The 26311-nt window shown below is 68.8% G+C and carries 28 protein-coding genes; 15 read left to right on the plus strand and 13 right to left on the minus strand.

Going from position 1 to position 26311, the window contains the following annotated elements:
- Window positions 1-142: 142 nt before the first annotated feature.
- Window positions 143-1108, minus strand: coding sequence for a GlxA family transcriptional regulator (locus HJC40_RS36085; RefSeq protein WP_250007955.1), 966 nt, complete (start codon window positions 1106-1108; stop codon window positions 143-145).
- A 70-nt stretch (window positions 1109-1178) separates the two neighbouring features.
- Here HJC40_RS36085 and HJC40_RS36090 point away from each other — a divergent pair, with 70 nt between their 5' ends.
- Together HJC40_RS36090 and HJC40_RS36095 are read left to right on the plus strand one after the other, a co-directional pair.
- A complete protein-coding gene (locus HJC40_RS36090; protein WP_250007956.1) occupies window positions 1179-2165 on the plus strand; it encodes an NAD-dependent epimerase/dehydratase family protein in 987 nt (328 codons plus the stop codon).
- Window positions 2166-2369: 204 nt separating this feature from the next.
- Window positions 2370-3437 carry an alkene reductase gene (locus HJC40_RS36095; RefSeq protein WP_284044201.1) on the plus strand — a complete coding sequence of 356 codons (1068 nt, stop codon included), beginning with the start codon at window positions 2370-2372 and terminating at the stop codon, window positions 3435-3437.
- 121 nt (window positions 3438-3558) lie between these two features.
- On the opposite strand, the gene HJC40_RS36100 is transcribed toward HJC40_RS36095, so the two are convergent.
- Complete coding sequence (locus HJC40_RS36100; RefSeq protein WP_250007959.1) at window positions 3559-4251, minus strand: SDR family oxidoreductase; 693 nt, start codon at window positions 4249-4251, stop codon at window positions 3559-3561.
- Between the two features lie 77 nt (window positions 4252-4328).
- On the opposite strand from HJC40_RS36100, the gene HJC40_RS36105 reads away from it, so the two are divergent.
- Entirely contained in the window at window positions 4329-4682 is a 354-nt protein-coding gene (locus tag HJC40_RS36105; RefSeq protein WP_250007960.1) for a MerR family transcriptional regulator, read from the plus strand.
- An 87-nt stretch (window positions 4683-4769) separates the two neighbouring features.
- On the opposite strand, the gene HJC40_RS36110 is transcribed toward HJC40_RS36105, so the two are convergent.
- A complete protein-coding gene (locus HJC40_RS36110; protein WP_250007961.1) occupies window positions 4770-5171 on the minus strand; it encodes a helix-turn-helix domain-containing protein in 402 nt (133 codons plus the stop codon).
- A 63-nt stretch (window positions 5172-5234) separates the two neighbouring features.
- Here HJC40_RS36110 and HJC40_RS36115 point away from each other — a divergent pair, with 63 nt between their 5' ends.
- On the plus strand, window positions 5235-5987 hold the full coding sequence (locus tag HJC40_RS36115) for an SDR family NAD(P)-dependent oxidoreductase (protein WP_250007962.1): 753 nt from the start codon (window positions 5235-5237) through the stop codon (window positions 5985-5987).
- 150 nt (window positions 5988-6137) lie between these two features.
- On the opposite strand, the gene HJC40_RS36120 is transcribed toward HJC40_RS36115, so the two are convergent.
- The 3 genes from HJC40_RS36120 to HJC40_RS36130 form a co-directional block, all read right to left on the minus strand.
- On the minus strand, window positions 6138-6410 hold the full coding sequence (locus HJC40_RS36120; RefSeq protein ID WP_250007963.1) for a CHASE domain-containing protein: 273 nt from the start codon (window positions 6408-6410) through the stop codon (window positions 6138-6140).
- 80 nt (window positions 6411-6490) lie between these two features.
- Window positions 6491-7312 carry an alpha/beta hydrolase gene (locus HJC40_RS36125; RefSeq protein ID WP_250007964.1) on the minus strand — a complete coding sequence of 274 codons (822 nt, stop codon included), beginning with the start codon at window positions 7310-7312 and terminating at the stop codon, window positions 6491-6493.
- A complete protein-coding gene (locus HJC40_RS36130) occupies window positions 7309-7998 on the minus strand; it encodes an alpha/beta fold hydrolase (protein WP_250007965.1) in 690 nt (229 codons plus the stop codon). The genes HJC40_RS36125 and HJC40_RS36130 overlap by 4 nt, the downstream gene beginning before the upstream one ends.
- Before the next feature lie 484 nt (window positions 7999-8482).
- Here HJC40_RS36130 and HJC40_RS36135 point away from each other — a divergent pair, with 484 nt between their 5' ends.
- The 8 genes from HJC40_RS36135 to HJC40_RS36170 all read left to right on the plus strand — a co-directional run bounded on the left by HJC40_RS36135 (window position 8483) and on the right by HJC40_RS36170 (window position 15227).
- Window positions 8483-10474 carry a hypothetical protein gene (locus HJC40_RS36135; RefSeq protein WP_250007966.1) on the plus strand — a complete coding sequence of 664 codons (1992 nt, stop codon included), beginning with the start codon at window positions 8483-8485 and terminating at the stop codon, window positions 10472-10474.
- Between the two features lie 323 nt (window positions 10475-10797).
- Window positions 10798-11715: a helix-turn-helix domain-containing protein gene (locus HJC40_RS36140; protein ID WP_250007967.1), complete on the plus strand. Its 918-nt coding sequence runs from the start codon at window positions 10798-10800 to the stop codon at window positions 11713-11715.
- A 145-nt stretch (window positions 11716-11860) separates the two neighbouring features.
- On the plus strand, window positions 11861-12607 hold the full coding sequence (locus HJC40_RS36145; RefSeq protein WP_250007968.1) for a hypothetical protein: 747 nt from the start codon (window positions 11861-11863) through the stop codon (window positions 12605-12607).
- Entirely contained in the window at window positions 12607-13146 is a 540-nt protein-coding gene (locus HJC40_RS36150; RefSeq protein WP_250007969.1) for a MauE/DoxX family redox-associated membrane protein, read from the plus strand. Before HJC40_RS36145 ends, HJC40_RS36150 begins: the two co-directional genes overlap by 1 nt.
- Before the next feature lies 1 nt (window position 13147).
- Entirely contained in the window at window positions 13148-13645 is a 498-nt protein-coding gene (locus tag HJC40_RS36155) for a hypothetical protein (protein ID WP_250007970.1), read from the plus strand.
- Window positions 13642-14142, plus strand: a complete 501-nt coding sequence (locus tag HJC40_RS36160; protein WP_250007971.1) for a hypothetical protein — start codon at window positions 13642-13644, stop codon at window positions 14140-14142. Before HJC40_RS36155 ends, HJC40_RS36160 begins: the two co-directional genes overlap by 4 nt.
- Window positions 14143-14444: 302 nt before the next feature.
- Window positions 14445-14879 carry a hypothetical protein gene (locus HJC40_RS36165; protein WP_250007972.1) on the plus strand — a complete coding sequence of 145 codons (435 nt, stop codon included), beginning with the start codon at window positions 14445-14447 and terminating at the stop codon, window positions 14877-14879.
- A 15-nt stretch (window positions 14880-14894) separates the two neighbouring features.
- Complete coding sequence (locus HJC40_RS36170) at window positions 14895-15227, plus strand: hypothetical protein (protein WP_250007973.1); 333 nt, start codon at window positions 14895-14897, stop codon at window positions 15225-15227.
- 56 nt (window positions 15228-15283) lie between these two features.
- Here HJC40_RS36170 and HJC40_RS36175 read toward each other — a convergent pair whose 3' ends face one another.
- The 3 genes from HJC40_RS36175 to HJC40_RS36185 form a co-directional block, all read right to left on the minus strand.
- Window positions 15284-15967 (minus strand): hypothetical protein, encoded by a 684-nt coding sequence (locus HJC40_RS36175; protein ID WP_250007974.1) that lies wholly within the window; start codon window positions 15965-15967, stop codon window positions 15284-15286.
- Window positions 15964-16452 (minus strand): SigE family RNA polymerase sigma factor, encoded by a 489-nt coding sequence (locus HJC40_RS36180; protein WP_250007976.1) that lies wholly within the window; start codon window positions 16450-16452, stop codon window positions 15964-15966. Before HJC40_RS36180 ends, HJC40_RS36175 begins: the two co-directional genes overlap by 4 nt.
- 239 nt (window positions 16453-16691) lie before the next feature.
- On the minus strand, window positions 16692-17219 hold the full coding sequence (locus HJC40_RS36185; RefSeq protein ID WP_250007977.1) for a MarR family transcriptional regulator: 528 nt from the start codon (window positions 17217-17219) through the stop codon (window positions 16692-16694).
- Window positions 17220-17410: 191 nt separating this feature from the next.
- Between HJC40_RS36185 and HJC40_RS36190 the strand changes: the two genes are divergently transcribed.
- Window positions 17411-19291, plus strand: a complete 1881-nt coding sequence (locus tag HJC40_RS36190; RefSeq protein WP_250007978.1) for an FAD-binding protein — start codon at window positions 17411-17413, stop codon at window positions 19289-19291.
- Window positions 19288-20187: an LLM class flavin-dependent oxidoreductase gene (locus HJC40_RS36195; protein ID WP_250007979.1), complete on the plus strand. Its 900-nt coding sequence runs from the start codon at window positions 19288-19290 to the stop codon at window positions 20185-20187. The genes HJC40_RS36190 and HJC40_RS36195 overlap by 4 nt, the downstream gene beginning before the upstream one ends.
- Window positions 20188-20789: 602 nt before the next feature.
- On the opposite strand, the gene HJC40_RS36200 is transcribed toward HJC40_RS36195, so the two are convergent.
- The gene (locus HJC40_RS36200; RefSeq protein WP_250007980.1) at window positions 20790-22259 is read right to left on the minus strand and encodes an alpha/beta hydrolase; all 1470 of its coding nucleotides are present in this window, start codon (window positions 22257-22259) and stop codon (window positions 20790-20792) included.
- Between the two features lie 243 nt (window positions 22260-22502).
- On the opposite strand from HJC40_RS36200, the gene HJC40_RS36205 reads away from it, so the two are divergent.
- Window positions 22503-23618, plus strand: a complete 1116-nt coding sequence (locus HJC40_RS36205; protein ID WP_284044223.1) for a low temperature requirement protein A — start codon at window positions 22503-22505, stop codon at window positions 23616-23618.
- 156 nt (window positions 23619-23774) lie between these two features.
- Here the strand turns inward: HJC40_RS36205 and HJC40_RS36210 are convergent, their stop codons facing one another.
- From HJC40_RS36210 to HJC40_RS36220, 3 genes are all read right to left on the minus strand, one after another.
- Entirely contained in the window at window positions 23775-24236 is a 462-nt protein-coding gene (locus tag HJC40_RS36210; RefSeq protein WP_250007981.1) for a PPOX class F420-dependent oxidoreductase, read from the minus strand.
- A 283-nt stretch (window positions 24237-24519) separates the two neighbouring features.
- Window positions 24520-25452 (minus strand): CPBP family intramembrane glutamic endopeptidase, encoded by a 933-nt coding sequence (locus tag HJC40_RS36215; protein WP_250007983.1) that lies wholly within the window; start codon window positions 25450-25452, stop codon window positions 24520-24522.
- 427 nt (window positions 25453-25879) lie between these two features.
- Window positions 25880-26311, minus strand: a 432-nt coding sequence (locus HJC40_RS36220; protein WP_250007984.1) for a phosphate ABC transporter ATP-binding protein, incomplete at its 5' end; no start/stop codon positions are given.

Genomic DNA, 26311 nt, shown 5'->3' on the forward strand with positions numbered 1-26311 from the left:
CCGATAGCTTCCGTCGTCTCCGGCGGGTTAACCCCCGGTCCCGCCGGCGTGACTGGTCCTTGGGCATCTGATCGCCACTGACCTCATCACTACGGCGGAAAGCGATTTAATTTCTGATCAGAAAAGCAATACATTCATCTGTTCAAAGCGACGGCGACCGGTGTTCCGGCAGATGGGTGAAGGTTCGCCGGTACGCCGTCGGTGTCAGCCCGACCCGGCGGGTGAGGTGCTGGCGCATCGAGTCGGAGCTGCCCAGTCCGCTGCGAGCGGCGACGAGGTCCATCGGCAGGTTCGTGGACTCCAGAAGTTCGCGCGCTCGGTTGATGCGCTGATGCAGCAGCCATTGCAGCGGACTGAGGCCGGTCTCGGTGCGGAATCGGCGCGTCAAAGTCCGTACGCTGTTGTTGGCGTGCCGGGCCAGGTCGGTCAGCGTGAGTGGCTGGTCGAGCCTCTGCAGCGCCCAGGCTCGAGTGGCGGCAAGGGAGACGCCGGTCTCGGCCGGCAAGGGTGTCTCGATGAACTGCGCCTGACCGCCCGGGCGCACCGGTGCCACAACGGCCAGCCGCGCCACCGCGTTGGCCGCTGCAGCACCGTGGTCGGAGCGGACGATGTGCAGGCAGAGATCGATGCCGGCGGCCAGCCCAGCCGAGGTGATCACGGGGCCGTCCTCGACGAACAGCACGTCCGGTTCGAGCGTGACGGCCGGGTAGCGCTGGCGGAATATGTCTGACTTCACCCAGAACGTTGTGGCGCGCCGACCCTCCAGGAGACCGGCGGCTGCCAGCACGAAGGCGCCGGTGCAGATCGACGCGAGACGCTTGCCTGCTGCGGCCGCTGTGCGCAGCGCCTCCAGCACCGCCGGCGGGACGTCGTCGCGACCGGCCCCGCCGGTCACCATCACCGTGTCGGCCTCGTCGACTGCCTCCAGGCCGTGCCGGACGAGCAAGTCGAAAGCGCCGTCGGACGGCAGGATCCCCGGCTCAGCCGTGCAGACCCGGACGTCGTACGCAGGTCGCCCATCGATCTCCACCCCGCGGAAGATCAGCTCAGGGATGGACAGATCGAAAGTGTTGACCGGCGGAACGGCAATGACGACGACGCGGTGCATGGCCAGAACCTCCGGATGTATGGCACTCGGGCCACTACTGTACAGCGCTGCAGGTCGGCAGGCTTGGGACATGTCATTCGTCGTTGTCACCGGAGCCGGTGCAGCCGGTCTACCCACCGCCCGCCAGTTCGCCGAGAGCGGCGAGCGCGTCCGCCAGATCACCCGCAGTGGCCGCGGCGCCGACCACCCGCTGGTGGAGACCGTGGCCGCCGACATCACCGACGCCGACCGGCTCACCGAGCTCACCGAGGGCGCACGCGTGCTGGTCAACACCGCCATTCCCGCGTACGACCGGTGGGCTGTCGACGTGCCACCGATGTCCGCGGCGCTACTGAGCGCGGTCGAGCGGACCGGAGCGGCCTACGTGATGCTGGGCAACACCTACGGCTACGGTCATGTCGACGGGCCGATGACCGAGGACCTGCCGATGACCGCCACCACGGTCAAAGGCCGTGTCCGAGCGCAGATGTGGCTCGACGCTCTGGCCGCTCACGAAGCAGGCCGCGCACGGGTCACCGAAGTTCGGGCCACCGGTTTCCTCGGCGCGGGCCCGGTCGGTCCCTACGGCGCGTTCGTGCTCGGTCCCCTGCTGGCCGGCGAGCTGGCGTCCTGGCCGGGAGACCTTGACGTAGCGCACAGCTGGAACTACACCGAAGACATCGCCCGCACGCTCGTGGCCGCGAGTCGCAACGACGACGCGTGGGGCCGGGCCTGGCACGTGCCGGTCACGTCGTCTCTTTCCGTACGGGCACTGAGCGAGCGGCTCACTGAATTGGCCGGAGCGCCTACACCCCAGCTGCACCGCATCGACCGCGACGAGCTCGCCGCACTGGCTCGACAGCAACCGATCTTCGGCGAACTCACGGAAATGATGTACAGCAACGAGAACCCGCATGTGCTCGACTCCAGCCGCACCGAGGCGACCCTCGGCGTGCAGCCGACGCCGCTGGACACAGTCCTCCGAGAGATGCTGGCCGGCGCCGTCGGTGCGACCGGAAACATCGCCGATCGGCTCTCCAGCCGCCTTGGCCCCAACAGCGCGGCACCATCTGAGTGAGTAGCTGCGTGGCTTGCAGGCCCACCGCCGTCGCCAGATCGGTACCGGCCGATAACCCCCGGATGCCGGCGCCGCGCCCGGCGTCCATGGCGGGGACCGCAGCCCGCCGTCCGCCCTGGCCGACTCTGTCTGAGCAGCTGCCGGGGTCCTCGATCGCCGGTTCAGAAATGACCATCCCCAGTTGACGTCGTCAAAGGAACTGTGATGTCCACCAAAGCATTTCAGCCGCATGAGCTGGCCGGGAAGAAACTGAAGAACCGTATCGTCATGGCCCCGATGACCAGGAGTCGTGCCCCCGGCACCACACCGACCCCGTCAATGGCCACCTACTACGCGCAGCGAGCCGGCGCCGGTCTGATCATCACCGAGGGCACCCACCCGTCGGCGCAGGGACAGGGCTACACCGACGTGCCCGGACTGCACTCACCGGCACAGGTGGACGCCTGGCGCACCGTCACCGACGCGGTACACGCCGAAGACGGTGTGATCTTCGCGCAGCTCATGCACAGCGGCCGGATCGGGCACCCCGACCTGCTGCCCGACGGCCTGGTTCCCGTCGGCCCGTCCCCCGTGCAGGCCCAGGGGCAGGTCTTCACGCACACCGGCCTGCAGGACTTCGTCGTCCCCCGGGAACTCACCGAGGACGAGATCCTGGCCACCATCGAGGACTACGCCTCGGCCGCCCGCAACGCCATCGCCGCCGGATTCGACGGCGTCGAGCTGCACGGCGCCAACGGCTACCTCATCCACCAGTTCCTCTCCACCCACACCAACCAGCGTGACGATCGATGGGGCGGGGACGTGGACGGCAGGATCCGGTTCGCCGTCGAGGTCGCCCGGGCCACGAGCCAAGCCATCGGTGCCGACAAGGTCGGCATCCGCCTCTCACCCGGGGCCACCGTCAACGACATCAACGACGGCACTGACCACGACGCCACATACTTGCCCCTGGTACGCGAACTCGCGGATCTCGACCTCGCCTACCTCCACTTCGCAGAACGGGCCGGACGCGACCTGACCCGCCGAGTCCGTGCGGCGTGGCCCCACACCTTGATCCTCAACCCCGACACCGGAACGACGCCCACCGGCCCGGCCGACCTGGGGCTCATCGAGGATGGCATCACCGATCTGCTCGCCTTCGGCGCCAACTTCATCGCCAACCCCGACCTGCCCCACCGCCTCGCCACCGGAGCTCCACTCGCCCAGGGTGACCGCACCACCTTCTTCGGCGGCGACGACCGCGGCTACATCGACTACGCCCCGCTCGACTGAACAGCCGGCCGGCATACCGAGCGTCGGCCGCATCGAAAGTACGCGTACAGCCGCCGCCGAACCTCGCGGCCAGCGTGGTGAGGCGGCCAGGGGGTACCAAGCGCAGCTTCAGTCAGGCCTTCTAAAGGCTCAAGGTCGTCGGGGGGCCGGACAGCGATGCCTTGGCGCGCCGCGCGAAGTCGTCGGCAACGACCTCGATCTCGCCGGCGGCCAGCCCGTCCAGCACGGTGGTCACGAACTCCTCAGCGCTGATCTTGGGGAAGTCCCACCCCGCGCTCATGTCCGTGTCGACCAGGCCGACGTGGGCGCCCAGGACCTGGGTGTGCTGCTCGGCGAGCTCGACACGGAAGGCGTTGTTCAGGTTCCAGGCGGCGGCCTTGCTCACCGAGTAGGCGGCATTGCCGGGTACGGCGTACCAGGAGGCGGCTGACAGCACCGTGACGATGCCGCCGCCACCGTTGCGGCCGAGCGTGGGGGCGAATCCGCGGGTCACCTGGAGGGTGCCGAAGACGTTGGTCTCGACGTCGCGCCGGATGGTGTCGAGGTCTCCGGCGAGCACCGGCTGCAGGGTGGCGATGCCGGCGTTGTTGACCAGCAGGTCGACGTCGGGAGCCGCACGGACTGCAGCGTCCACGCTGGCGGCATCCGTGACGTCCAGTTCGAGCGGCACGGCTCCGTCGACGTCGATCGAGCGCGGGTCGCGGGCGGTGGCATAGACCCGGCGGGCGCCGCGAACCAGCAGCTGACGGGTGAATTCGCGACCCAGCCCTCGATTGGCCCCGGTGACCAGTGCAGTGGAGTTTTCGATTCTCATGACCCGACCGTAAGAGCTGACATACATGTCAGGTTCAAGTCGTTGTCGTGAGACGTGTGTCATGGAGGTGCCACATCGTGCGGATCGGCGAACTGGCCCGGCTGACCGGGGTGAGTCCGAGGTCGCTGCGCTGGTACGGCGAGCAGTCACTGCTGCGGGAGACGCGCACCAGTGGGGGGCACCGGGAGTACGACGACGACGCGGTGGACCGGGTCCAGGCCATTCAGGTGCTGTTCGCCGCCGGCGTTCCCGCCCGGCACGTCGCGGGAATCCTGCCCTGCTACGACACCGGGACGACGACCCCGGCCATGGTCGCGCGCCTGGAGGAGGAGCGGACCCGGCTGCGGGCGCAGGCCGCGGAGCTCGCCGCCACCCTCCAGAGGCTCGATGAGATGGTCGCGGAAACGCGCCTCAGGCTTCTGGCGGCCTGACGTCGGAGCAGGTGGTCCCCCGCTGCCCCAGGCATTCATGCCGCCGGGCACGGTCGGCGGCTCGCTCCTAGCTGATGCGGCGTCGATTCACCGAGGGGCGAGGGCGTCGTGCCTCTGCTGGGCGGCGACCATCGCCGCGGTGTTGGCGCCGAACCAGCCGAGCAGGGCACACAGCGGCTCGGCGAGGCTTTCGCCGAGCTCGGTCAGGCTGTAGGTGACCTGCGGCGGGACGGCCGGCTCGACCGTACGCTCGACCAGACCCGTACGGACCAGGGCTTTCAGGTTTTGCGAGAGCATCTTCTGACTGATGCCACCCACCCGCTGATGCAGCGCCGAGAACCGGTGCGGCCCAGTGATCAACGCGGCGATGATCAGCGTGCCCCAGCGGGTGGTCACCTGATCCATGATCGGACGAGAGGCGCAACGGCTGTCGAACGCGTCACCCGCGAGCAACCGCGAAGCCGTCTGGAGCTGCTTACTCACCACCATGGCAGCAGCTTACAAAAAGGTACGTACTTACCGCCAGTAAGTTCCCTGCATAACGTAGTCGCCATGGACACACCTCTGCAGAACCGCACCGCCATCGTCACCGGAGCCGCCAAGGGAATCGGCGCCGGTATCGCCACCGCGCTGGCCGCCGCCGGCGCCCGGGTCGTGGTCAACTACCGCTCGGACACCACCGGCGCCGACCGCGTCGTCAAGCAGATCACCGCGGCCGGGGGCACCGCCCTGGCGGTCGCCGCCGACGTACGCCGCCGCGACGACGTGGCGGTGCTCTTCGCGGCCGCCCGCAAGGCGTTCGGCCCGGTCGACATCCTGGTCAACAACGCCGCCGTGTACGCCTTCGGCCCGCTGACCGCGATCACCGAGGACGACTACCGCGAGCAGATCGACACCAACCTCTGGGGCACCCTGCTGACCATGCAGGCCTTGGCCGCCCAGGACGACCTGGGTGAAGCTTCCATCATCAACCTGTCCACGGCCGGCACGGCGAGCCACCCTCTTTACAGCGCCCTGTACGTGGCCACGAAGAGCGCCGTGAACTCCGCGACCCTGATCGCCGCGAAGGAACTGGCTCCCCGAGGCATCCGGGTCAACGCGATCGCCCCCAGCGTGTCCGACACCGACGGCACAAGGGCGATGGGCTTCATCGGCTCCCCGATGGCCGACGCCGCCATCGCCGACATCCCGCTCGGCCGCCTGGGCACCCCTGACGACTACGGGCCGGTAGCGGTCTTTCTCGCCTCCCCGGCCGCCCGCTGGGTAACCGGCGACATCCTCTTCGCCAGCGGCGGCCAGCGCTGACCCCGGTGGGCCGGCCCCGGCGAAGAGCGTGGCGAACAGCCGCGCGATGCTGCGGCCGGCCGGGCCGGATGAGGCTGCGCTGCGGTGCAAGGGGCCCGTCGGTAGCGGTGGCGTGCAGGGAGACGTCGGCCAAGACCTGCGAGACGCGGCTCATGGTCTCGGTGACGAAGGTGCGCCCGCGCAGACCGAGAGCAGCCACCCACGGAACGCCCGGGTGCCGGCGGCGTCGGCCGGGCCGTACACCGCGGTGGTGAGCACGAACGACAGCTGCCGTTGCGCTACGGGAAGGTGTTGGTCACGGATCAGATGGTAGGCGCCGGACACCGTCACCCGGCCGCTGCGGCGAGCCTCGGCCAGCGCCTGCAACGGTGCCGAGGACTGCGCGACGGGCTCAAGGCGGTGTTTCTCATGGTGATATCTCACTCCGAAAGTCTCAGGTCCGGCGTTTTGGGACCGTGGTGGCCGATAGGTACTCGGCCACCACCGCCTTCAGACATTTCCGGTCAGCGGGTTGCCTGGGCCGCGTCCTCGATGAGATCGGCAACGGCCTTCGGATGGCTGATCATCGCGACATGGGAGGACGTCGGTATCTCGACGACCTTGCGAGCGCCTGCCCGGGCGTACATCCATCGCTGGCATGCCGGTGGGATCGCTTTGTCCCGGCCGGCGACCAGGCCCCAGGTCGGGATCGAACGCCAGGCGGCGGCCGTGGTCGGATGAATGAAGGAGTCAGCGTCGAAGGGTCGCTGAGTGGCCTGGAGGACGCGGAACGTCGCGGCAGGGATGTCCGCGGCGAAAGCGGCCTGGCCGTCCTTGCTCAGGTAGAGGTCGGTACCGGTGGTGCCGTCAGGCTTGGTGTACGGGACCCCGACGCTGACAGCTTCGACCTCGCTGCCCGGGAACTTGGTGATGAGCTCGCCCTGCGTTTCTCCCACGTCGGGCACGAATGCGGAGACGTAGACCAGCGCTTTCACGTTGCTCTTGCCAGCCGCGGCGTTGGTGATGACGGTGCCGCCCATGGAATGCGCGACCAGCACGACCGGTCCGCTGATCGAGTCGAGCAGGCTCGCGATGTAGGGAGCGTCGGTGGGCAAGCCGCGTAACGGATTCGACCCGGAGACCGTGGGATATCCCCGACTCTGCAGATGGTGGATGGTGGCGTTCCAGGACGAGGAATCCGCGTAGCCTCCGTGCACCAGCACGATTGTCGGCTTCTTCTTGTCCTTGTTGACGGCGGCCGTGGCCGGGCCGGGGGTCAGCGCTGCCGCCCCGGCCACGGCCACGCCGGCGGCCAGTACTTGACGGCGGGACACTTCGGCGTTCACGCGGTTTCCGCCGCGGTGTGGATGAGGTCGGCGACGGCCTGCGGCTGGGAGACGTAGACGGCGTGGCTGGCTTCGACCTCGCGCACGGTGGCGCCGGCTCGCTGGGCCATCTGCCGCTGGGCTGCGGGCGGGATCATCTTGTCGTCGGCGGCGACGAGGTACCAGCTCGGCTTGGTCTGCCAGGCGGCTTCGGTCACGGCACCGTCGGCGGCGTCGAGCCCCCAGGGGATCTGGGAGTCGGCCATGAACGCGGCTTCGCCGGCCGGGAGGTCACCGGCGAAGGAGGCCGCGAACTTGTCGCGGTCGAGGAGCAGGAAGCCGTCGCGCGGGGGCAGGATCGGCGGGACCGGGGCGCCGGGTGCCGGGTTGGCGACGAGGGAGAGTACGGATTCGCCTTTGTCGGCGGCGAACGCTGTGATGTAGACCAGGCCGGTTACTCGGGGGTCGTTGCCGGCTTCGGTGATGATCACGCCGCCGTAGGAGTGGCCGACCAGGATGGCGGGGCCGGTGATGTCGTCGAGGACGTGTTTGACGGCGTCGATGTCGCCGTTGAAGGTGAGGGTGGGGTTCTGGACGATGCGGACGTCGTGGCCCATCGCGCGGAGCCGGTCGTACACGCCTCGCCAGCCGGAACCGTCGACGAAGCCGCCGTGGACCAGGACCACCGTTGGCCGGTTTTCACTCATTGCTTACTCCTAGGATTTGCTGGAACTGATGCCGTAAGGCTAGGAATGGACTGCCTGCCGAGGCGTCGGGGAAATCCCTCGAGCGGACCCTGCGGGGGCTGGGCGGAGGACCCGCAGGGTCCGCCATGACAGCCGAAGGATTCGGACTCTTCGGGCGTGAAGCGGCTTCGGGTCATCGCGGACGCGAGTGCGACGGGCGGACAGGTCGTCGTCTCCGGCGAACCGGGCGGCGTGTGCCGGCCATCACGCCGACCGAGTTCGACCTGGGCCAACCGTTTGCCGGTACCTCTGGGATTCCGGACCCTGCTGACCGAACTCTGCGCAGCCGAACCACTCACCGTGATCCTGGACGACGCCCAGTGGCTCGACCGATCATTCGTCGATCCCCGTGAGGCGGCGCCGGATCGGGGCTCGTTGGCGGTGTGGGTGAATTCGGGCGGCCATGTCAGCCACGAGTCAAGGCGTGCCCATCTAGGCTCCGCGGGTGTACATCGGACTGGAAGACATCGACTGGGGTTCGCTGCAACACGCCAATGGCTCGGCGGAAGACGTGCCGGGCTGGGTGCGTGGCCTCGGCGACCCGGACCCGGAGGTCCGCCGAGAGTCCCTTGACGCCATCGGCGAAGCGTTCGACGACCAGGGCAGCATCTACGACGCCACAGTCGCCGTCCTGCCTTACCTGATCGAAGTTGTGGCCACACCGGGTCCGGCCGGTCGGCAACGGATCGCCGAACTGCTCACCAGCATCGCCGAAGCCGGCGAAGGGTCAGCCGAGACCGAGCTGAGCGAGTACGACCGGGACGACGAAGATTGGGTCGAGATGCACCGTCAGACGGGGCGGGCCTACGCGCTGATCATGGATGCAGCACCGGATCTGATCGGTCTTTCGGGCGATCCCGACGCGAGAGTGCGGGCCGTCGCGCCAAAGCTGCTTCTGGCCGCGGCGGTAACCGATCTGGCTGACCTGCTGATCAACGTGCTCCGCACCGAGGATGACCCCGGTGTCCGCAGGAGTCTGTTGGACACCCTGGGCAGGCTGCGGCTCGATGACGACGCGATCACGTACCTGCTGAGCCTCGGCCGTTCCGCACCGGCGTCCAACGCGCTGGCCGCGTTGATCGCTGTGGCCCGCACCGACCCGCAGCGGGTCCCCCTGGATGACGTGCCGATCCTGATCGGCCACGCCTACGCGGAGGCAGACCCCGTCTTCGAGCCGGCTGCCCAGCAGGCGTCGCCGCGGGAAAGCCTGCACGAGAAACGCCGTGCGCCGCACTGCGCGCGTCTCCTCGAAGACCTGACCGGCCCGCTCGGCCCACGCGTCGCAGAACGAACCGCGATCATCACCCCGCTGCTGTCCTCTCCCTACGACGACCTCGCCGGCGACGCGCTGTACGCCGGGTACCAGCTGATCAGTCAATGGCGTGGCGACTACCGCGAGGCGGTGACCCGGACCGCGGAGCTCCTCGATCGGTCACAGCCGTTCGCCGAGCGGGCCGCCACCATGCTGGAAGACTGGGGGCCGCTCGCTGCGCCCGCCGTCGAGACAGTCGCGGAGCACCTGGCCGACCTCGACGCCCGTCCGTGGCGCGACGGGCGCCCGGCATGGAACCGGACAGGACGCAAGCTGCACCCCTACCTCGGCATCCTCACCAACCTTGGCGACGAACGGGCGTTGCCGCTGCTGCTGACTGCGCTGCGACAGCAGCAGCGCCCGGACAACATCGGATTCGGACTCGCCCGTTACACCGGGCACGCCGAACTCATTACCGCCGAGATCGTGCCCCGTCTGCCGGTGATGAAGGCCGGCGATCAGGTGCCCTTCGAATGGAGTTCGCTGCAGCACGCGCTACGGGCCTTCGGCCCGGCCGCCGCCCCGGCCGTGGCGCGGCTGCTCGGATCGCGTCTGGACGATGACTCCGCAGCCACGCTCGGCCGGATCGGCCCGGCCGCGGCGGAGGCCCTTCCCGCTCTGCGCAAAGCTGCCGTCAGCGGCTATCCGTATTTGGCCGTCGCGGCGGCCGGAGCACTGTGGCGCATCGATCGGTCCCCGGACGCCCTGGCCCTACTGACAGCCCGCCTGAACGGGCCCGCCGCCGGCAACGCGCTCGAGGAGATCGCGGACATGGGCTCCCCCGCCGCCTCGGCCGCGCCCCTGGTCGCCACGTACTTGAACGCACCGGACCCGCACTGGTGGACACCGGCGCACGCCGCCCTGACGTTGTGGCGGCTCACCGGCGAGACCGAACGGGTAGTCCCCGTCCTGGCCGCCGCCTGGCACGGCAATCTGTACACCCGCACCACGATCGCCGAGGCAGCGACCGGCCGGCTGGCAACCGCACTGCAACCCCTGTTCCGCGCGGAGAGTGGCGCAGACCGGCGGTTCAGCGCCTCCGCCGACCTGGCGGCGAGCGCCCGGGTTCCCCTCGACGAACACCTTCTGAAGTTGTGCCAGGCTCTCGCCGGCAGCGATGGGTGATCGTCGTCGACTGTGCGGCGAGTCCTCGCCGGTGAACGTGAGGCCTGACCGGGAGCGGCGCCGCTCGTGGCAGGAAAGTGGGATCTACGACATTGCTGTCAGCGCCGGCGGCCGGGAAGCTGAGTCCGTGTCAGGCCGCGACGTATTGATCATTGCCTTCGAGGGTGTGCAGAGCCTTGATGTGACGGGTCCGCTGGAGGTGTTCACCGGCGCCGGCCCAGAGGCCTACCGGGTCACCACGGCGAGCCCCGGCGGGACGCCGGTGCGTACTGGACGGGCCGATCGCCACCTCGGTCGGCGTCACTGCCGGCATCGACCTGGCGTTGGCGCTGGTCGAGGAGGATCTCGGCCGTGAGATCGCGTTGGAGATCGCCCGGCATCTGGTGATGTTCCTGCGTCGGCCGGGCAATCAGGCGCAGTTCAGCACCCCATTGTCGGCGCAGCTCGCGGCGCGGCCGGGGCTGCGCGAGGTGCAGCGGTGGGTCGCCGACAACCCGCACGCGGATCTCAGCGTGCCGGCCCTGGCCCGGCGGGCGAGCCTGTCGCCGCGCCAGTTCGCGCGAGCCTTCGCGGACGAGGTCGGCCAGACACCGGGCCGCTACGTCGACGACGTACGCCTGGAGGCGGCGCGCCGCCTGCTGCTCGACGGCGACGACGGGCTGGAGCGCATCGCCGCCCGCTGCGGATACGGCACGGCCGAGACGATGCGCCGCGCGTTCATCCGCGAGTTGGGCGTCTCGCCCGGCCTGACCGCCGACGCCGCCCTGTCCGAGGTGGACCGGCGCGACGTGGTCGTGGTGCCCGGCGGGCCGGGACAAGGCCACCACATGGGCGACGGGCCGATCCGCGAGTGGCTGCGCGCGGTGGACACCACCAGCACATGGACCACCTCGGTCTGCACCGGCTCGCTCCTGCTCGCCGCCGCGGGGCTGCTCACCGGCCGGCGCGCCACCACGCACTGGCTGGCACATGACCAACTCGCCCCGCTCGGAGCCGTCCCGGTCGCACAGCGGGTGGTGACCGACGGCAAGTACCTCACCGCCGCCGGGGTCTCCGCCGGACTCGACATGGCCGTCACCCTGGCCGGCCGCATCGCCGGAGATGCAGTGGCCCAGGCCATTCAGCTGGCTCACGAGTACGACCCGCAGCCGCCCTATCAGTCCGGCTCACCGGAACGGGCGCCACGCGAGGTGCTCGCCGCAGTGCTCAGCCGCAAGGATTTCATCTTGACCCGAAGCTGACGAGGAGCCCTGGAGCGACCCGAACAATGTGGAGATCGAGCGGTGTATGCGCTATGTCGTTTGTGGATGATGTTTGTTTCAGGATCGAGAAAAGTCGATCCGGTCCGTAACCTCTGTCGCACCAAGAGTGAACGGGGGGATCTCTATGGCAGTGCGGACGATTGATCGCGAGGCGGTCCGAGCCTGGCGCCCACGATCCGGCGGACGACTCGTCGCGCCCGACGGCAGCACATTGACTGTCAAACACGCGGATTCCGGCTTGGTCGAGCCATGGTTCACCGAGAACCGGGTCAGGTTCCGCGGATCTCCCGAGGCGAGCAGCATCGGGGGCCGCGCGTTCGAAACCGGTCCGGCGGGCACTGTGGACGGTCATGTCGCGGTGCTGTTGAACGGAAAGTACATCGCCGAGTACCCGGCCCAGGGCGGTACCTTCCTGCTCGCCGCCAACGTCGACGGATCGGTCGGCCTTGTCGCGTGGCAGGGTCACTGGCACGAGGCGTACTGCTGGGTCAATGAACCGCGCGCGACCCACGCGGGGATGCTGAGCAAGCTGGACGACCTCACGTTCACCGACAGCCCGGCAGGGCTCCAGGTGGGGCTGCCCTCCGGGCAGTCGTGGCAGCGGATCACCGCGTTCAAGCACCTGCCATCGGTCGGCTACCTCACCGTCCGCAAAGCGGAGACCGAAGAGGCGAGCCTCCCGGCCTGGTCCGGCCACCGGGTGGCGGTCGGCGAAGTATGGCGGCAGATCAGTGACGCCAAGGAGGCCGCGCCGAAGCCCGTGCTGGTGTGCGCGACGCCGACCGCGGTGGCCACGCTGGATCCACGGGAGAGCTCCGAGGACGAGGCCCTCGCCTTGCTGACCGGACTCAGCACGCTGCACTGGAAGTAATGGCGCTCGCGGCCCTGGCTCTGCTGATCGTCGTTCAGGCTGGGGCGACTCTCCTGGTCGTAGCCGGGCTCCGGCACCGCCGTGACCCTGCGATGCTGCGGCACCATCTGCGCGCGCACCGGATCGTTCCGCGCCGGTGGATCGACGCGGTAGCCGGCCTGCTGCCGACGGCGTCGATTGTGGTCGGTGTCGCCTCCGCCATCGCGCCGGTGCTGACCGCCGGTGCAGCGCGGGTGGCGGGCGCCGCCGTCGCGGTCGTCTACCTGATTTTCGCTGGTTACCTGTCCGTCCTGACCTACCGCGACCCGGCCGCCTCATGCGGGTGCCTCGGGACCACCGGCGAACGGGCCGGCCGGTCGCTGCTGCGGGCGGTTCTGATGCTCGCCGCCGGCGCGGCCGTGGCCTCGCCGTGGCTGGCGCCTGCCCTGGCAGAGATCGCCGACTGGCGGTTGCTCGCTGCGCTCACTGCGCTGGTGGGCGCCGGCGCGGCCGTCGTCCTGACCGCCGTCGCCGCTCCTGTACCCCGGAGGAGATTCTGAGATGAGCTTCACCACCGCTGCCCTGATCCTCGCCTGGCTGGCGATCATCGTGCTCGCCTTCGGCTTCGCGGCACTGCTGCAACAGGTCCGCATCCTGCAAGCGGCCCTGCGGTTGCCGGCCGGCGCCCGCGCCGGCCTGCCCGATTCCGCGCGGTCATTGCGCCCGCTCACCGCTTCCCGACGGTACGTGTTCACGGCCGAGCCGGGATGCAGCATCTGCGCCGAGGTGCTGCCGGAGTTCCGGGAGCTGGCCGCGACGTACGCGGGCACCGCCGAGTTCGCCGTCCTGGCCGCGTTCGGTGACTACCAGCGGTCGGACGGCGTGGACGTGCTGGTCGACGAGCAGGCGTACCGGGACCTCGCCCCGTCCTGGTCGCCCGGCATCGTCGTCATCGCCGCCGACGGCACCGTCATCGAGGCGGTTCCCGGTGGTGACCTGAGACCGCTCCAGGCCGCTCTCGACCCCACATCCGCTTCTACCACGGAGGTCCCGTCATGACGAGCACCGTAGCCACCCTGCCCGATTTCCACACCGCACCTCCGGACGCCACCCCGAGCGTGGTGACCGCGACGATCCGCGGCTCCCGCGTGAGCCGGCGCACCGTGCTGCAGCTGGTCGGCGGTGGCGCGTTGGGCCTCGGCCTGGCCGCTCTGGATCTGGTCACCCGGGCGCTGCCGAGCCGCGCCACCAACCCGAACCCGGTGCTGTCGGTGTGGAACGACTGCCGAGGCTACTACTCTTCCTCCCCGACCACGTGCGTCCCCGCAACCGCCTGGTACAGCAGCACCTGCAACGGCTCCTGGCACCGCAACGACAGTTACTCCGGCAGTTCCGTGACCTACAACTACACCTTTGACAACACCAGCTGCAGCAGCCGAAACGCGTGGCGCTGGACCGGTAGCGGCGTGAACCGTAAGTGCTCCGACGGCCGGACCGTCTATCGCGATGGCAGCACGTCCCGCAACACGTTCAGCATCTGCCGGACGGCCATCTGATGCTTTTGATCCGGCCTCTGTTCCACCCGTGGGCACCGGCCGTCGTCCTCGCCGCGGCGGCAGCCGCCGCCGCGGCATCGGTCCTGGCCGGCGGGCCGCCGGTCGCTGTCCTTTGGTGGCTGCTGCTCGGGCTGGTATCCGGGTACGCCATCTCCGGCTCCGTTTGAAGCCTGAACTCAGCGGATCTGCTGAGCTCGTCAGTTTGGCGAGGAAAGGCACGGTGGCACTTCGCCGCCGGAGAGGTTCTGGGTGGCGTCACGACCGGCGCGCTGCTGGTGCTGCTCGGGTCGCTGCTGCGACCGATGCTGCCTACCTGGCTGCGCCTCGCCCTGATCGGGGTGCTCGCGGTCGTGGTGGTGGGCAACGAGTCCGGTCTGGCAAGGGTGTGGCTGCCCCAGAATGGCCGGCAGGTGCCGTCCACAGTGATCCAGGAGGGCGGCCGGCTCGGTGCCTGGCAGTTCGGTTTTGAGATGGGCACCGGGTTGCGCACGTTCATGACCAGCAGCGTGCCGCACCTGGCCGCGCTGACCGTGGCCCTGCTGGCCTGGTGGCCCTATGCACTACTGGCCGGTGCCGCGTTCGGGGCCGGCCGGGCGGTGATGCCGTTGGTCCGGCTCGGCTGGGGCGACGGCTCCGACTGGGACAGGCGGTACAGCATCGCCGGCCGGCCGTTCCGGCTGGTGACGGTGGCGACGACGCTGCTGGCCGTCGCTGGAGTGATCCAGGCAGTGACCTAGCGAAAAGGAGATGCCATGAGAACGAGGCAAATACTGGGCACGGCCGCGGCCGGTGTGCTGCTGAGCGCGGTCGCGCTGATTCCGGCCACCGCAGCCTCCGCGGCCGCGAGCGGCGACTACACCGGCTCGGGCGTACGCATCCGCAAATGCCCGCAGGCGACCTCCAGCTGCGCGGCGCACGGCCTCGGCTACCGCGGCCAGGGCGCCAGCATCACCTGCTACAAGCTCGGCGAACAGACCGGCGGAACCAACATCTGGTACAACCACCGCAACCGGACCACCGGCGTGACCGGGTACAGCCACTCCGGCCAGATCAGTGTCACCTCCGGGACGATCCCCCGCTGCTAGGGCGTAGCTGGTGAATCACGCGGGGCTGCGGCGTGGTCCACCAGATACGCCCTAGCTCACCGGGCGATGTTCCGGGCCATGTCCTGGATCTCCGCGGCGCGGGCTTTCCCGGAGCCCTCGACCGTGATCACCACGTGTTCCGGAGTTTCGACGACCGCCCGATACGTGGTGATCTCGTTACCGACGCTACGGAACATCCGAGCTGTACCGATCGAGGTGTCGAACTCGACGGCCGGCGTCACGCCGGCCGTCGCACCCGTCACCAGCTGAGCCCCGACGGTGGCGGCGTCACCGGTCATCGGCCGCATCACCGTGACGAAGAAACTGGCCCCATCGGTGCGGTCGTAGCGCCGCATGGTCACCGACGCGCTCGGGTCACCCAATCCTGGCCCCGTGCCGTCGTTGACCAGGCCCTTATCGGTGACCCGCGCCGTGTAGAAACTGTCTTCACCGGCCCGGACAACGCCTTGCGGCAGCGAACTGATCGCGAAGCCGTCCAGGGCCGAACCGGCCGCCGCGCTCTCCCCCGACGACGCAGCGGCCGGCGGCGTGACCGGAGCCTGCTGCGAGCCGCCCTGCGCCAGCGCCAAGCCGCCGACGACAACCCCGGCGACGGTCAACGTGGCACCCCCGGTCGCCGCCGCCCGCAGCAGGCGACGGCGACGCACACCCCGCTGCACGCGCTGCACGAAATCCTGGGGCACCGGGATGTCGAACTCGGCCAGATCACGGTCGGTCACGACGTCACCTCCTCGTCGGGCCGGTGGGAGCGCATGGTGGCCAGGCCCCGGGAAACCTGGGAGCGCACGGTTTGCGGACTGCATCCGATCAGGGCGGCGATCTCGTCATCCGGCATGTCATGGACATAACGCAACGCGACCACGGCCCGCTGCCGAGGTGGCAGCCCGGCCAACAGGTCGCGCAGGGCACCCGCAGCATCAACGGCGGCGATACCACGATCCTCCTGGCCCCGCTCCGGCATCACCGCAACGGGAATGTCGACGCGTTTGCGGCGCCGGTTGAGGAACAGATTGACCATGGTCCGGTTGGCGTAGCCGACCGGGTTGCCGTTCTGCCGAACGCGCGCCCAGGCCAACCCCACCCGGATGAGCGTCTCCTGCGCAAGATCTTCGGCCTCGGACCGATCAAGAGTCAGGACGTGGCCGAAGCGAAGCAGCCCTGGGCTGACCTCCCGCACGTACGCCTCGAAGTCCGCACCTCTCATACCTTGATTACACGCCAGGAACCGCCTTCGTTGCATGCCGGCCGCGGGAAACTCGAGCAACCGCCTTGGCGGCGCCCACAGTGCCCCGGGGACTGTGCCAGGAGCGGTGTTTCCGGCTCGACAGGAACCGCCCGGGTTTAGGGTCTGCCGACCACCCCACCTCGTCGCCCGGGCCAGTCGCAGATCGAGAGACTCCGAGGCGTACGAGACTGTCCTTCGTCTCCGCCGAGTGGGCCCGGTTACCGCGGTGGCCCCAGGGCGGGATCGGCCAGGACATCACGCACGGCGATGCACGGGTCAAGCGCAGGCCGGTCGGTATGAATCGAAACCGCCAGCCGGGTGGCCTGATCGACGAAAACCGCGCGCGTCTCGGGCGCGACCCCATGGAAGACCAAGTCTTCGGCTGCGCGCACCTTCTTCTCGAGTTGCTTCAGCTTCTTGGCCCCGGCCGGGGTGATGACGATCCTGCGCACACGACGATCCGACGGATCGGGCCGGCGTTCGATCAGGCCGGCGCCCTCGAGGGCATCGATGATGTAGGGCATGACCGTTTTGTCAATGTTGAGGTGCTTGGCCAGCCCACTCTGGGTCGGCGGGCTGTTGTGGCCGACGACCGACAAAATCTGATAGCCCCGGGGCCCATGGGGCAACCCCGCGACGGCTTCCTCCACCTGCTCGTGCCAACGGCGCAAGATCACCCCCAAGGTCCAACCGAGGTCGGACCCGGGAACGCCCACAGTCGGCGTGCCCCCACCACCTGCATCCACACGGCAATGGTAACCGACCGCTTGTTGGTCAAATTATTGACTGAGCAACTGACGACGAGCGCCGACCGCCTCGCACCAGGCCCGCCCATAGAGGTGAGTTGTCGAACAAACATGTTGTTGAACAAACCATCCGGAACTAGATTTGCTGTGCCAAGGCAGCGCTCAGGTGTCGGGCAAACTGGAGGTGCGGAGTGGAGATCGGTGTTCTTCTGAACGCGGACAGCGCCGAAGCGGACGAGCTGGTCGCCCTCGCGCAGGTGGCCGAGGACAACGGGATCGGCATTGCCGTGGTCACCGGCAACCGCCATGCGGACGCGTGGGTGGTGGCGACCTGGATCACCGGGGTGACCGACCGTATCCGCGTGAGCGTCCCGCCGCGCGATGAGCCGTTCGACCCGGCAGGCGCCGACTCGGCGGTTCCGGCGGTGCTCGCGAAGGCGGTGGCGACGCTCGCCGCGCTCGCCCCGGAACGCACCCTGCCACCCGGTGCCCGCTGGACGGTCGTGGATGCCGATGCCGATGCCGATGCCGGCTCGGTGCGTGACGCCGCCGGGGCCGGCATCCCCGTCGTGCCCGTCCACACTGCCGGCGACGTGACTCGCCTCCGGCCGCTGGTGGCGGCGCCGGAGCCCGAGGCACCGGCCGGGCGCCCGCACCGATCCGCCCTGGCGCTGGCGCAGCGGATGCCGGGCATCGCCTACGACGCGGTGCCGGCCGGCCTGGCCGCCCGTGCGGTCGAGCCCGGCGACCCCGAGCACCGCGCCGTCGCCTCGACCTACCTGCGCGGTGGCAACCCCGGGCTCGTGCTGCGCCCGCGCACGGTCGCCGAGGTGGCGGACGCGATCGCGTTCGCCCGCGACCATCGGGACATCCCGTTCGGGGTACGCAGTGCCGGGCACGGCATCAGCGGCCGCTCCACCAGCCGGGGCGGGCTGGTCATCAGCGTCGGAGCGATGGACTCCCTCGAGGTTCTCGACCGATCGCGGCGGCTGGTACGGATCGGGCCCGGCCGCACCTGGAAGCGCGTGGCGCAGTCTCTCGTATCCCACGGGTGGGCTCTGGGCTCCGGGGACTACGGCGGCGTCGGAGTCGGCGGGCTCGCCACAGCGGGCGGCATCGGCCTGCTGTCCCGCAAGCACGGCCTGACCATCGATCGTCTGCGGGCGGTGGAGCTGGTGCTGGCCGACGGCACCCCGGTCCGCGCCTCCGACACGGAGAACCCCGACGTGTTCTGGGCCGTGCGGGGAGCCGGGGCCAACTTCGGGATCGCGACGGCGTTCGAGTTCGAGACCTCCGTGGTCGGCCAGGTCGGCTGGGCGCAGCTCACTCTGGTCTCCACCGACATCGAGGAATCGCTGTACCGCTATGGGCAGATCGCGAGCGAGGCCCCCACGGACACCACCGTTTTCCTGGTGACCGGCCGGGCCAGGCAGGGCCAGTGGGTGGTCTCCCTCTTCGCCGTGGTCGACCACCCCGACCCGGACACCGTCATCGCGCGGCTGACCCCGTTCCTCGACCTGGGCCAGCTCGCCCGGCAACAGGTGGTGATGACCGCATATCCGGGGGTGATGGCCAACGCCGTCGACATCGGACCGGACGGCCAGCAGGGTTTCGGTGAGCCGGTCTCGCGTTCCGCGTTCATCCCCGAACTCACCCGTCAGTTCGCTCACGAGGCGGCCGAGTTGCTGAGCTCCGATCTGGTCTACTTCTTCGAATTGCGCGCGATGGGCGGAGCGATCACCGAGGTGCCGTCGGACGCGATGGCCTTCAGCCACCGGTCGCCGCTGTTCCAGGCGACCGCGATGAGTTCCAGCGACGACCTCCTGTCGGCCGAGTGGGACCGGTTGCGGCCACACTTCGACGGCCTCTACCTCAGCTTCGAGACCGACCGGCGCCCCGAACGCCTTCTGGACGCCTTCCCAGGGCCGGTGCTGGAGCGGCTGCGGCGGCTCAAGGCCGAGTACGACCCGACCAATCTCTTCCGGGACAACTTCACCATTCCCCCGGCTGAGCTCCCGGTCAGCACCATGGCCGGCGGAGAGCAGACGTTCGAGACGGAGAAAGCGGCATGAACGACTACGGCCACGATCTGTTGTTCGGCAGCTTCGTCACTCCTGTCGCGCAGCCCGCGCAGCACGGCGTCGACCTGGCTCTCGTGTCCGAGCAGGCGGGCCTGGACCTGGTCACCTTTCAGGACCACCCGTACCAGCCGTCCTTCCACGACACCTCGACCCTGCTGACCTATGTCGCCTCGAGGACGCAGAAGATCGCGGTCAGCGGCAACGTCACCAGCCTGCCACTACGGCCCCCGCTCGGCCTGGCCCGCGCGGCGGCGACCGTCGACCGGCTCTCCGGCGGCCGTTTCCGGCTGGGCATCGGCGCCGGCGCGTTCTGGGACGGCATCGCCCGTATGGGCGGCCGCAAACTGACCCCCGCGCAGGGCGTCGCGGCCCTGAGGGAGGCGATCGGCATCATCCGCGACGCCTGGGACCCGGACCAGCAGGGGCCGCTGAACCATGAGGGCCCGTTCTACCGGATCGAAGACGGCGACCGTACGCCGTACGCCCACCGCCCGATCCCGATCTGGGTCGGCTCCTACAAGCCCCGCATGCTCGCCCTCACCGGCGCCGTCGCCGACGGATGGCTGCCCAGCATCGAATACATCGACGGCGGCCTCCCCGGCCTCGCCGACGCCAACCACCGCATCGACGACGCCGCCCACGAGGCCGGGCGGGAGCCGGCCGCGGTCCGCCGCCTGATGAACTTCATGCGCGCCAGCCTTGTCCCCACTGGCCAGGGCTTCCTCGACGGCCCGCCCGAGGTGTGGATCGACCGGCTCACCATGCTCGCCCTCGAGCACGGCATCAGCACGTTCCTCATCGGCGGCGACGACCCCACCACCCTCACCCGCTTCGGCACCGAAATCGCCCCCGCGGTCCGCGAGAATGTGGCGCACGCCCGCCGGTGACCGGCTACGGCGTAGCCCACCCCGCCACAGGTTCAGGCAGAGACGGTCCGCGACACCCCGAACCTGGTCGCCGCCAGGCGGATGCAGGCGGTGCTGCCCCGGCCCGGAGGGCTTGGACCAAGCGTTGTTGGACTTCGATGCCGGTTACACCGATGCTCCCGATCCACTCCCGCCGAAGTCGCGATGATCCGGTTGGTGGCTGACTGCCTGGCCGGCGAAGACATCGAACCGCAAGGCCCCGTTGCGACCGAAGCGGTCCGACGTCTTCAGACGAACCCGACCGGGACCCGAAGTGGTCACCCCAGAACCCGACATTCTCGGACCAGGCCGGGTGAGAGCAGGTAGAAAGCCTCGTCCTCGTCGCCGTGCGCGTGCGCCACCGGACCGGCGCCCGGCGGCACAGTCGTCTCGGCGAATCCGAGCGAGTACAGCTTCTTCGGCGGCTGAGGCCGGCCGTACCCCTTCCTCGGCACGCGCCGCGTGCGGGTCGGGACTGAAGCCGAGGAGAGTGTCTGGCGGCGCGACACTTCGCCCAGACCCTGGAAGACATTGACGCCGTCCGGGACCGCCCCGAGCCGGAGTGGTCCCGTCGCAGTCAACGGTCAGCGAGGCTCCGCGGGGCAGGCCCGGTCGTGCTGGGGACGTTGCCCGGTGGCCAGGAATGTGGTCACCGTGTCATTCGCGCACGTGTTCTGGGCAAGCAGCACATAAGCGCCGTGGCCGCCCTGATCGGCCGTGACCATGCGCGCCCGCTGACCGAACGCCTTCCTCAGCTCCCGGGCACCGACCAGTGGGGTGCCGGGATCGCGCAGGTTCTGCACCATGAGGACGTTGGACGGTCCCCGATCACCGATACGCACCGGCCGTTCGACCGGCGCCGGCCAATAGGCGCACGGTGTGATGTTGGCCGCGCCCGCACCGTTCAACGGATACGCCAGCCGGTAGGCGACAACGTCGCGCTGATAGCTGCGTACGGACTTCGGCCAGCGCGAGTCACCACACAGCACGTGATGCCGGCTCGAAATCAGATTGTCGACGTCCGCCGGCTGCGGCTCCGGAGGCAGCGGCTGATTGTTGTCGAGCGCCTGCCACAGCGCGGCCAACGTCGTCAGGCCCACGTCGCTGTAGAGACTGTCGAAGGTGATCCCCCGGAACAACGAACCGTCGATGCCCTGGACCGGCTGCTTGGCCAGCCGCCCGGCCAGCTCGAAGTACTTCGCGCGCACCTGCTGCGGTGTGCGGCCCAGCCCGTACTGCGGATTGGCCGCGGCGAACTTCGCGAAATCCGGGAAACGATCGTGCATGCCGACCGCCGTCCGCTGCAAAGCCGTGTGGTCGAACCCCTTGGGCCCAAGGTTGCTGTCAAGCACGAACCGGTCACTGCGCTGCGGGAACAACGTCGTGTACACCGCACCGAGATAGGTGCCGTACGACGTACCCAGGTAGGAGATCTTCGGCTCGCCCAGCGCCTGGCGGATCCGGTCCATGTCCCGCGCCGTGTTCGCGGTGGTGATGTGCGGCAGCAGCGACGCCGTCTCCGAAGTGGCGCACTGCCGCGCGATCGCCTGGGCGACCCGGGCATCCTTACGCACGCCGGCCGCGGTCTCGGGATACCAGAAATTACGCCGGGCGATCTGCTCCGGGGTCACGTCGCAGGTCACGGGCGCGCTGTGGCCGACCCCGCGCGGGTCGAACCCGATCACGTCGTACCGATCCTGCACGACCTGCGGCAGCGGCTTCGGCACCGCCGGGTTGACCAGCAGTCCCGGATAGTCCAGCCCACCGGCACCGGGACCACCCGGGTTGGTCACCAGCACACCCCTGCGTTCCGACGGGTTCCTGCTCACCACCCGGGAGACCGCGATATCGATCTTCCGGCCCTCCGGCTCGCGATAATCCAGCGGCACCGCAATCGTCGTGCACTGCAAGACGGGCGACAGGACGTCGGCCGGGCACGGTCCCCACGCCAACGGAGCCGCGCTGGAGGTCGTGGCCTCCGACATTCCACCGACCGAGGCCATCGCCACTGCCGCGACGGCCACGGCCAGGGCCGCGGACAAGGCTTTACGCATGTGATTCCCTCACTCGAGGATGCATGACCAGCCCAGTGGAAACCATGTCGCGGCAACACGGTCAAGACGAGCTGTCAGAGCGGCCAAGGTGCTTGACCCTGTTCTGAGAACAGAATCTTCACTGGTGCCCCGACGAGTCGACCTAGGTGAGCCCATATGAATGCACCCACGTCTCGCTACCGGCTCGTGCCGATGGGGCCACGCGACCCGGACGAGGCCGGCCGCACCGCGTCGTAACTGGAGCTGTTCTTCGACCTGGTCTTCGTCGTCGCGGTCAGCATCGCTTCCGTCCAGCTGCACCACCAGCTCAGCGAAGCGCATGTGCTGGAAGGCGTCGCCAACTACGCCGTCGTGTTCTTCGGGATCTGGTGGGCGTGGATGAACTTCACCTGGTTCGCCACCTCGTTCGACACCGACGACTGGCTCTACCGTCTGTTGACCATCGTGCAGATGGGCGGCGTGCTCGTACTCGCCTCCGGCATCCAGGCGGCGTTCGAGGACCAGGACTATGTCGTGCTGGTGCTGGCCTACGTCGTCATGCGTATCGCGCTGGTCGCGCAGTGGCTGCGCGCGTCACGCTCGGCCGGGGACACCCGCCGGTCCACCACCACCTACGCCGTCGGGATCGCCGCCGTGCAGATCCTCTGGCTGGCCTCGCTGCTGCTGCCCGCCGGCGCGTTCTGGGTCGCCGTGATCCTCCTGTTCGCAGCCGAGCTCTCGGTGCCGATCGTCGCGGAACGACAAGCCGGCACCCCGTGGCATCCGCACCACCTCGCCGACCGGTTCGGCCTGTTCACTCTCATCCTGCTGGGCGAAAGCCTGCTGGCCTCGGCCAACGCGATCATCGAGGCGCTGCACGAGGGAGACACACTCGGTCCGCTGATCGGGGTGGCCGTGCTCACCCTGGTCGTCACGGCCGCGTTGTGGTGGGTGTACTTCTGGGCGCCGCACCACACCGCCATCGGCGGTCTGGGTCTCTCGCTCGGGTACGGCTACGGTCACTACTTCGTCTTCGCCGCGGCAGGCGCGCTCTCCGCCGGCATCGAAGCCGAAATCGACGTGATCACCGGCCACAGCAAGCTCGGCCCGGTGGTCGCCTCGTTCGCCTACACCGTTCCGATCGCCGTCTTCATCCTCGGCATTTGGGTGCTCGTGATGCGCCGCAGCGCCGGGCGCCACGTCAACATCATCGTGCCGGCCGGGGCGGTCCTCGTCCTCATCGACCCGCTCATCCCGATCCCGTTCGCCGTCACCGCCGTCGTCCTCACCGGCGTGGTGGTCGCCCTGATCTGGAAAGACCCTCTGGACCGAACGCAACAGCTGCCCGCCGAGTCCGGGGACACCGCGGTCAGCGCGTAGCTCAAGGCACCCCCACTGATCGGCCGGAACTTCCCTCGGGCGCGCGAGCTCGAGGACTCAGAGGGACCGCCATGCCCGCCTCTCTCGCCCTTGTCGCCGTCGCGCCAGTCTCCCGGCGTGACGCCGCGGCGCTACGCCCACTGGTGAGGTGGTCTCTCAGTGCGCGCTGGTGGCGGTGGGGCGCACCACGAAGATCACCCGGGCGGCGGCGTCGGGCGGCGGCGTGGCGCCGAACGGGGCGTCGTACCGCTCGGCCAACTCGACGAAGAACGCACCGGCCGGGTCCGGGTCGATGCGCTCGACGACACCCCGGACCTCGAGATATCGATACGGATCAGCCGGGTCGACGATCGACAGGGACACCGCCGGATTCGCCGTGACGTTGCGGTACTTGCGGCGGAAGTTCGTGTGGGTGAACCGGATGAACTCCCCGTCCCAGCTGAACCACATCGGATTGACCTGCGGTGCGCCGTCGTCGCGCACGGTCGCCAGATGAGCGATCAGTGGCCGCTCCAAGAGATCGAGAAACTTGCCGGGAATGATCTCGGGATCAGATGTCATGACTCGCACCTGCCAGCCTGTCGGCGTGAAGGAACTTAACGTAACCGGGAACTGCAAATGCCGTCTCGATACCTCCAGCAGACCTCTTTCTGATCTCCGACGATGTGCGATCGTTCGTGGACGGCGAGCAGCCACCGCCTAGCCTGAGACATGTCAGGAATAAACAGAATGCAGCGGTGGCCGGGACCTTAGAGAGATGTTCGGTAAGGGCCAAGGGTGTTCGGCGAGTTGAGGCCCCGATCGAGGTACGCTTTCCACGGGCCCGGAGCCAGGATTACTGCCGGCGCACCACCCGATCGGCACTCGCATCGATTCCTCAGTGCGCCGCCTCGGATACTTATCACGCTGATGCGGTCCGTTTGCGCTTCGCTCGTTCAACGAGCCAGACCATGGCGACCACCGCGACATTCATCACCATCAGGATGATGAGATTGGCACCGGGCCCTGCACCCACAGCCCGGTCGAGTGTCGTCGATTCGCCCCCAGTGAACAGGGCGTTCAGAATGCCTGCGATCACATTGTTCGAGACATGAAGGGCAATGGCGGCTTCCAGGCCACCGCTGATGAGACCCATGACGGTCGTGCATGCCGAGAAAACGATCAGATAGCTGACGAGCCACGGGTCCAGCGTCACGTGGACCACCGCGAAGAGTACGCCGGAGACGAGGATGGCGAAGACGATGGCGAGGCGGGTGTTGCGGAACCAGGAGCCGGCGGCGGGGATGACCGCTCCTCGGAACGCGATTTCTTCGCCTGCGGACTGCAGCGGGGTGGCGACGAGGGTGACGAGGATGATGGCGATGGTGGTCGCCCCGACGGCGAACGAGTCCCATCCTGTTGACTCCGGCGCGATCAGGAGAGTCACGAGGATGCTCAAGCCCACCAGAACGGCAGACCCCAACAGATAGATGCTGACACGGCGCCGATCGAAAGCTCGGGTGTGGCGGATCACCGCCCGCCACGGCACCTTGGCCAGGGACGCCACCAGCATTGTCATGAGCACGGCGGTGATGGCGGTACTGATGCCCGTCGCGGCGATCGAGAGCGGCGTGAGGGTGGGCCGGTTCGGGTCGGTCGGCCCCTCAATCGCCACGACCCCTTGGAAGACGATGATCTGGACGAGCAGAAGCGTTACCGGGATCGCGATGAGAACGACGAGTGACTTCCATCGCGCCATGCGGAAGTGGACGCCGAAGGGACGATCGGGAACGGTGCCAGGGAGCGCCGACACGGCGTCGTGGGCAGCTTGACTCGTGCTTGTGCGTTCGGTCATCGTTCAGCTCTCACAGGGATGGGTTCGAAACCGGCGGCCACGACGATCGACGGGGAGTACCGGCATTGCTGAGCCAGCCTGTAGCGCCTTCCTGCAGCGCAAAACCAATGCTGAACGTCACTCGGCGTCATGTGACCACCCCACACCATGTGCCAGGCACACAATTAAGGGCACTAGGAGGGCTGGGCACGACGCCGAAGCAGGTGCGCGCGAGAGTTCTTCGACCTCGCCGCGCGGCTGGAGAAGACATGTGATTTATCCCTTCGAATCTGCGGCTCATGAGAAACCGTGTGCTTGCGACACAGTCAAGGTCCGTGACCCCCGGCTGCCCACCGCGCTGGAAGCTGCAGTCGAAGGACGAGCCGGGCGGTGGGTCCGCCCGGCCCGTCACCGCGGGCGCCTACGTCGTTGGCGGCGCGCGATCGGATCAGCCGAAACGGCCCGTGACGTAGTCCTCGGTCCGTTTGTCGTCGGGGCCGCTGAAGATCTTCTTGGTCGTTCCGAACTCGACCAGCCGGCCGACGACGGGGCCGTTGTCGTCGTTGTCGTCGGGGTCGGAACTCAGGAAAGCGGTGTAGTCACCGACGCGGCCGGCCTGCTGAAGGTTGTGGGTGACGATCACGATCGTGACGCCCGGTGTGAGCTCGTGCATCAGGTCCTCGATGCGCGAGGTGCTTCTCGGGTCGAGGGAGGACGCCGGCTCGTCCATGAGCAGGATGTCGGGCTCGATCGCCAGGGCACGGGCGATCACCAGGCGCTGCTGCTGGCCGCCGGACAGCCCCAGCGCGTTCTTGCCCAGGCGGTCCTTGACCTCGTCCCACAACGCGGCGCGGCGCAGCGCGTTCTCGGCGATGTCGTT

Origin of the sequence: Actinoplanes sp. M2I2 (assembly GCF_023544445.1) — a bacterium.
Taxonomy (GTDB): domain Bacteria; phylum Actinomycetota; class Actinomycetes; order Mycobacteriales; family Micromonosporaceae; genus Actinoplanes.

Bases quoted from the DNA above. Each gene is read 5' to 3' on its own strand.
- HJC40_RS36085 (WP_250007955.1), bottom strand. From the start codon at position 1,108: ATGCACCGCGTCGTCGTCATTGCCGTTCCGCCGGTCAACACTTTCGAT.
- HJC40_RS36090 (WP_250007956.1), top strand. From the start codon at position 1,179: ATGTCATTCGTCGTTGTCACCGGAGCCGGTGCAGCCGGTCTACCCACC.
- HJC40_RS36095 (WP_284044201.1), top strand. From the start codon at position 2,370: ATGTCCACCAAAGCATTTCAGCCGCATGAGCTGGCCGGGAAGAAACTG.
- HJC40_RS36100 (WP_250007959.1), bottom strand. From the start codon at position 4,251: ATGAGAATCGAAAACTCCACTGCACTGGTCACCGGGGCCAATCGAGGG.
- HJC40_RS36110 (WP_250007961.1), bottom strand. From the start codon at position 5,171: ATGGTGGTGAGTAAGCAGCTCCAGACGGCTTCGCGGTTGCTCGCGGGT.
- HJC40_RS36115 (WP_250007962.1), top strand. From the start codon at position 5,235: ATGGACACACCTCTGCAGAACCGCACCGCCATCGTCACCGGAGCCGCC.
- HJC40_RS36130 (WP_250007965.1), bottom strand. From the start codon at position 7,998: ATGAGTGAAAACCGGCCAACGGTGGTCCTGGTCCACGGCGGCTTCGTC.
- HJC40_RS36145 (WP_250007968.1), top strand. From the start codon at position 11,861: ATGGCAGTGCGGACGATTGATCGCGAGGCGGTCCGAGCCTGGCGCCCA.
- HJC40_RS36150 (WP_250007969.1), top strand. From the start codon at position 12,607: ATGGCGCTCGCGGCCCTGGCTCTGCTGATCGTCGTTCAGGCTGGGGCG.
- HJC40_RS36155 (WP_250007970.1), top strand. From the start codon at position 13,148: ATGAGCTTCACCACCGCTGCCCTGATCCTCGCCTGGCTGGCGATCATC.
- HJC40_RS36160 (WP_250007971.1), top strand. From the start codon at position 13,642: ATGACGAGCACCGTAGCCACCCTGCCCGATTTCCACACCGCACCTCCG.
- HJC40_RS36165 (WP_250007972.1), top strand. From the start codon at position 14,445: ATGCTGCCTACCTGGCTGCGCCTCGCCCTGATCGGGGTGCTCGCGGTC.
- HJC40_RS36170 (WP_250007973.1), top strand. From the start codon at position 14,895: ATGAGAACGAGGCAAATACTGGGCACGGCCGCGGCCGGTGTGCTGCTG.
- HJC40_RS36180 (WP_250007976.1), bottom strand. From the start codon at position 16,452: ATGAGAGGTGCGGACTTCGAGGCGTACGTGCGGGAGGTCAGCCCAGGG.
- HJC40_RS36195 (WP_250007979.1), top strand. From the start codon at position 19,288: ATGAACGACTACGGCCACGATCTGTTGTTCGGCAGCTTCGTCACTCCT.
- HJC40_RS36200 (WP_250007980.1), bottom strand. From the start codon at position 22,259: ATGCGTAAAGCCTTGTCCGCGGCCCTGGCCGTGGCCGTCGCGGCAGTG.
- HJC40_RS36215 (WP_250007983.1), bottom strand. From the start codon at position 25,452: ATGACCGAACGCACAAGCACGAGTCAAGCTGCCCACGACGCCGTGTCG.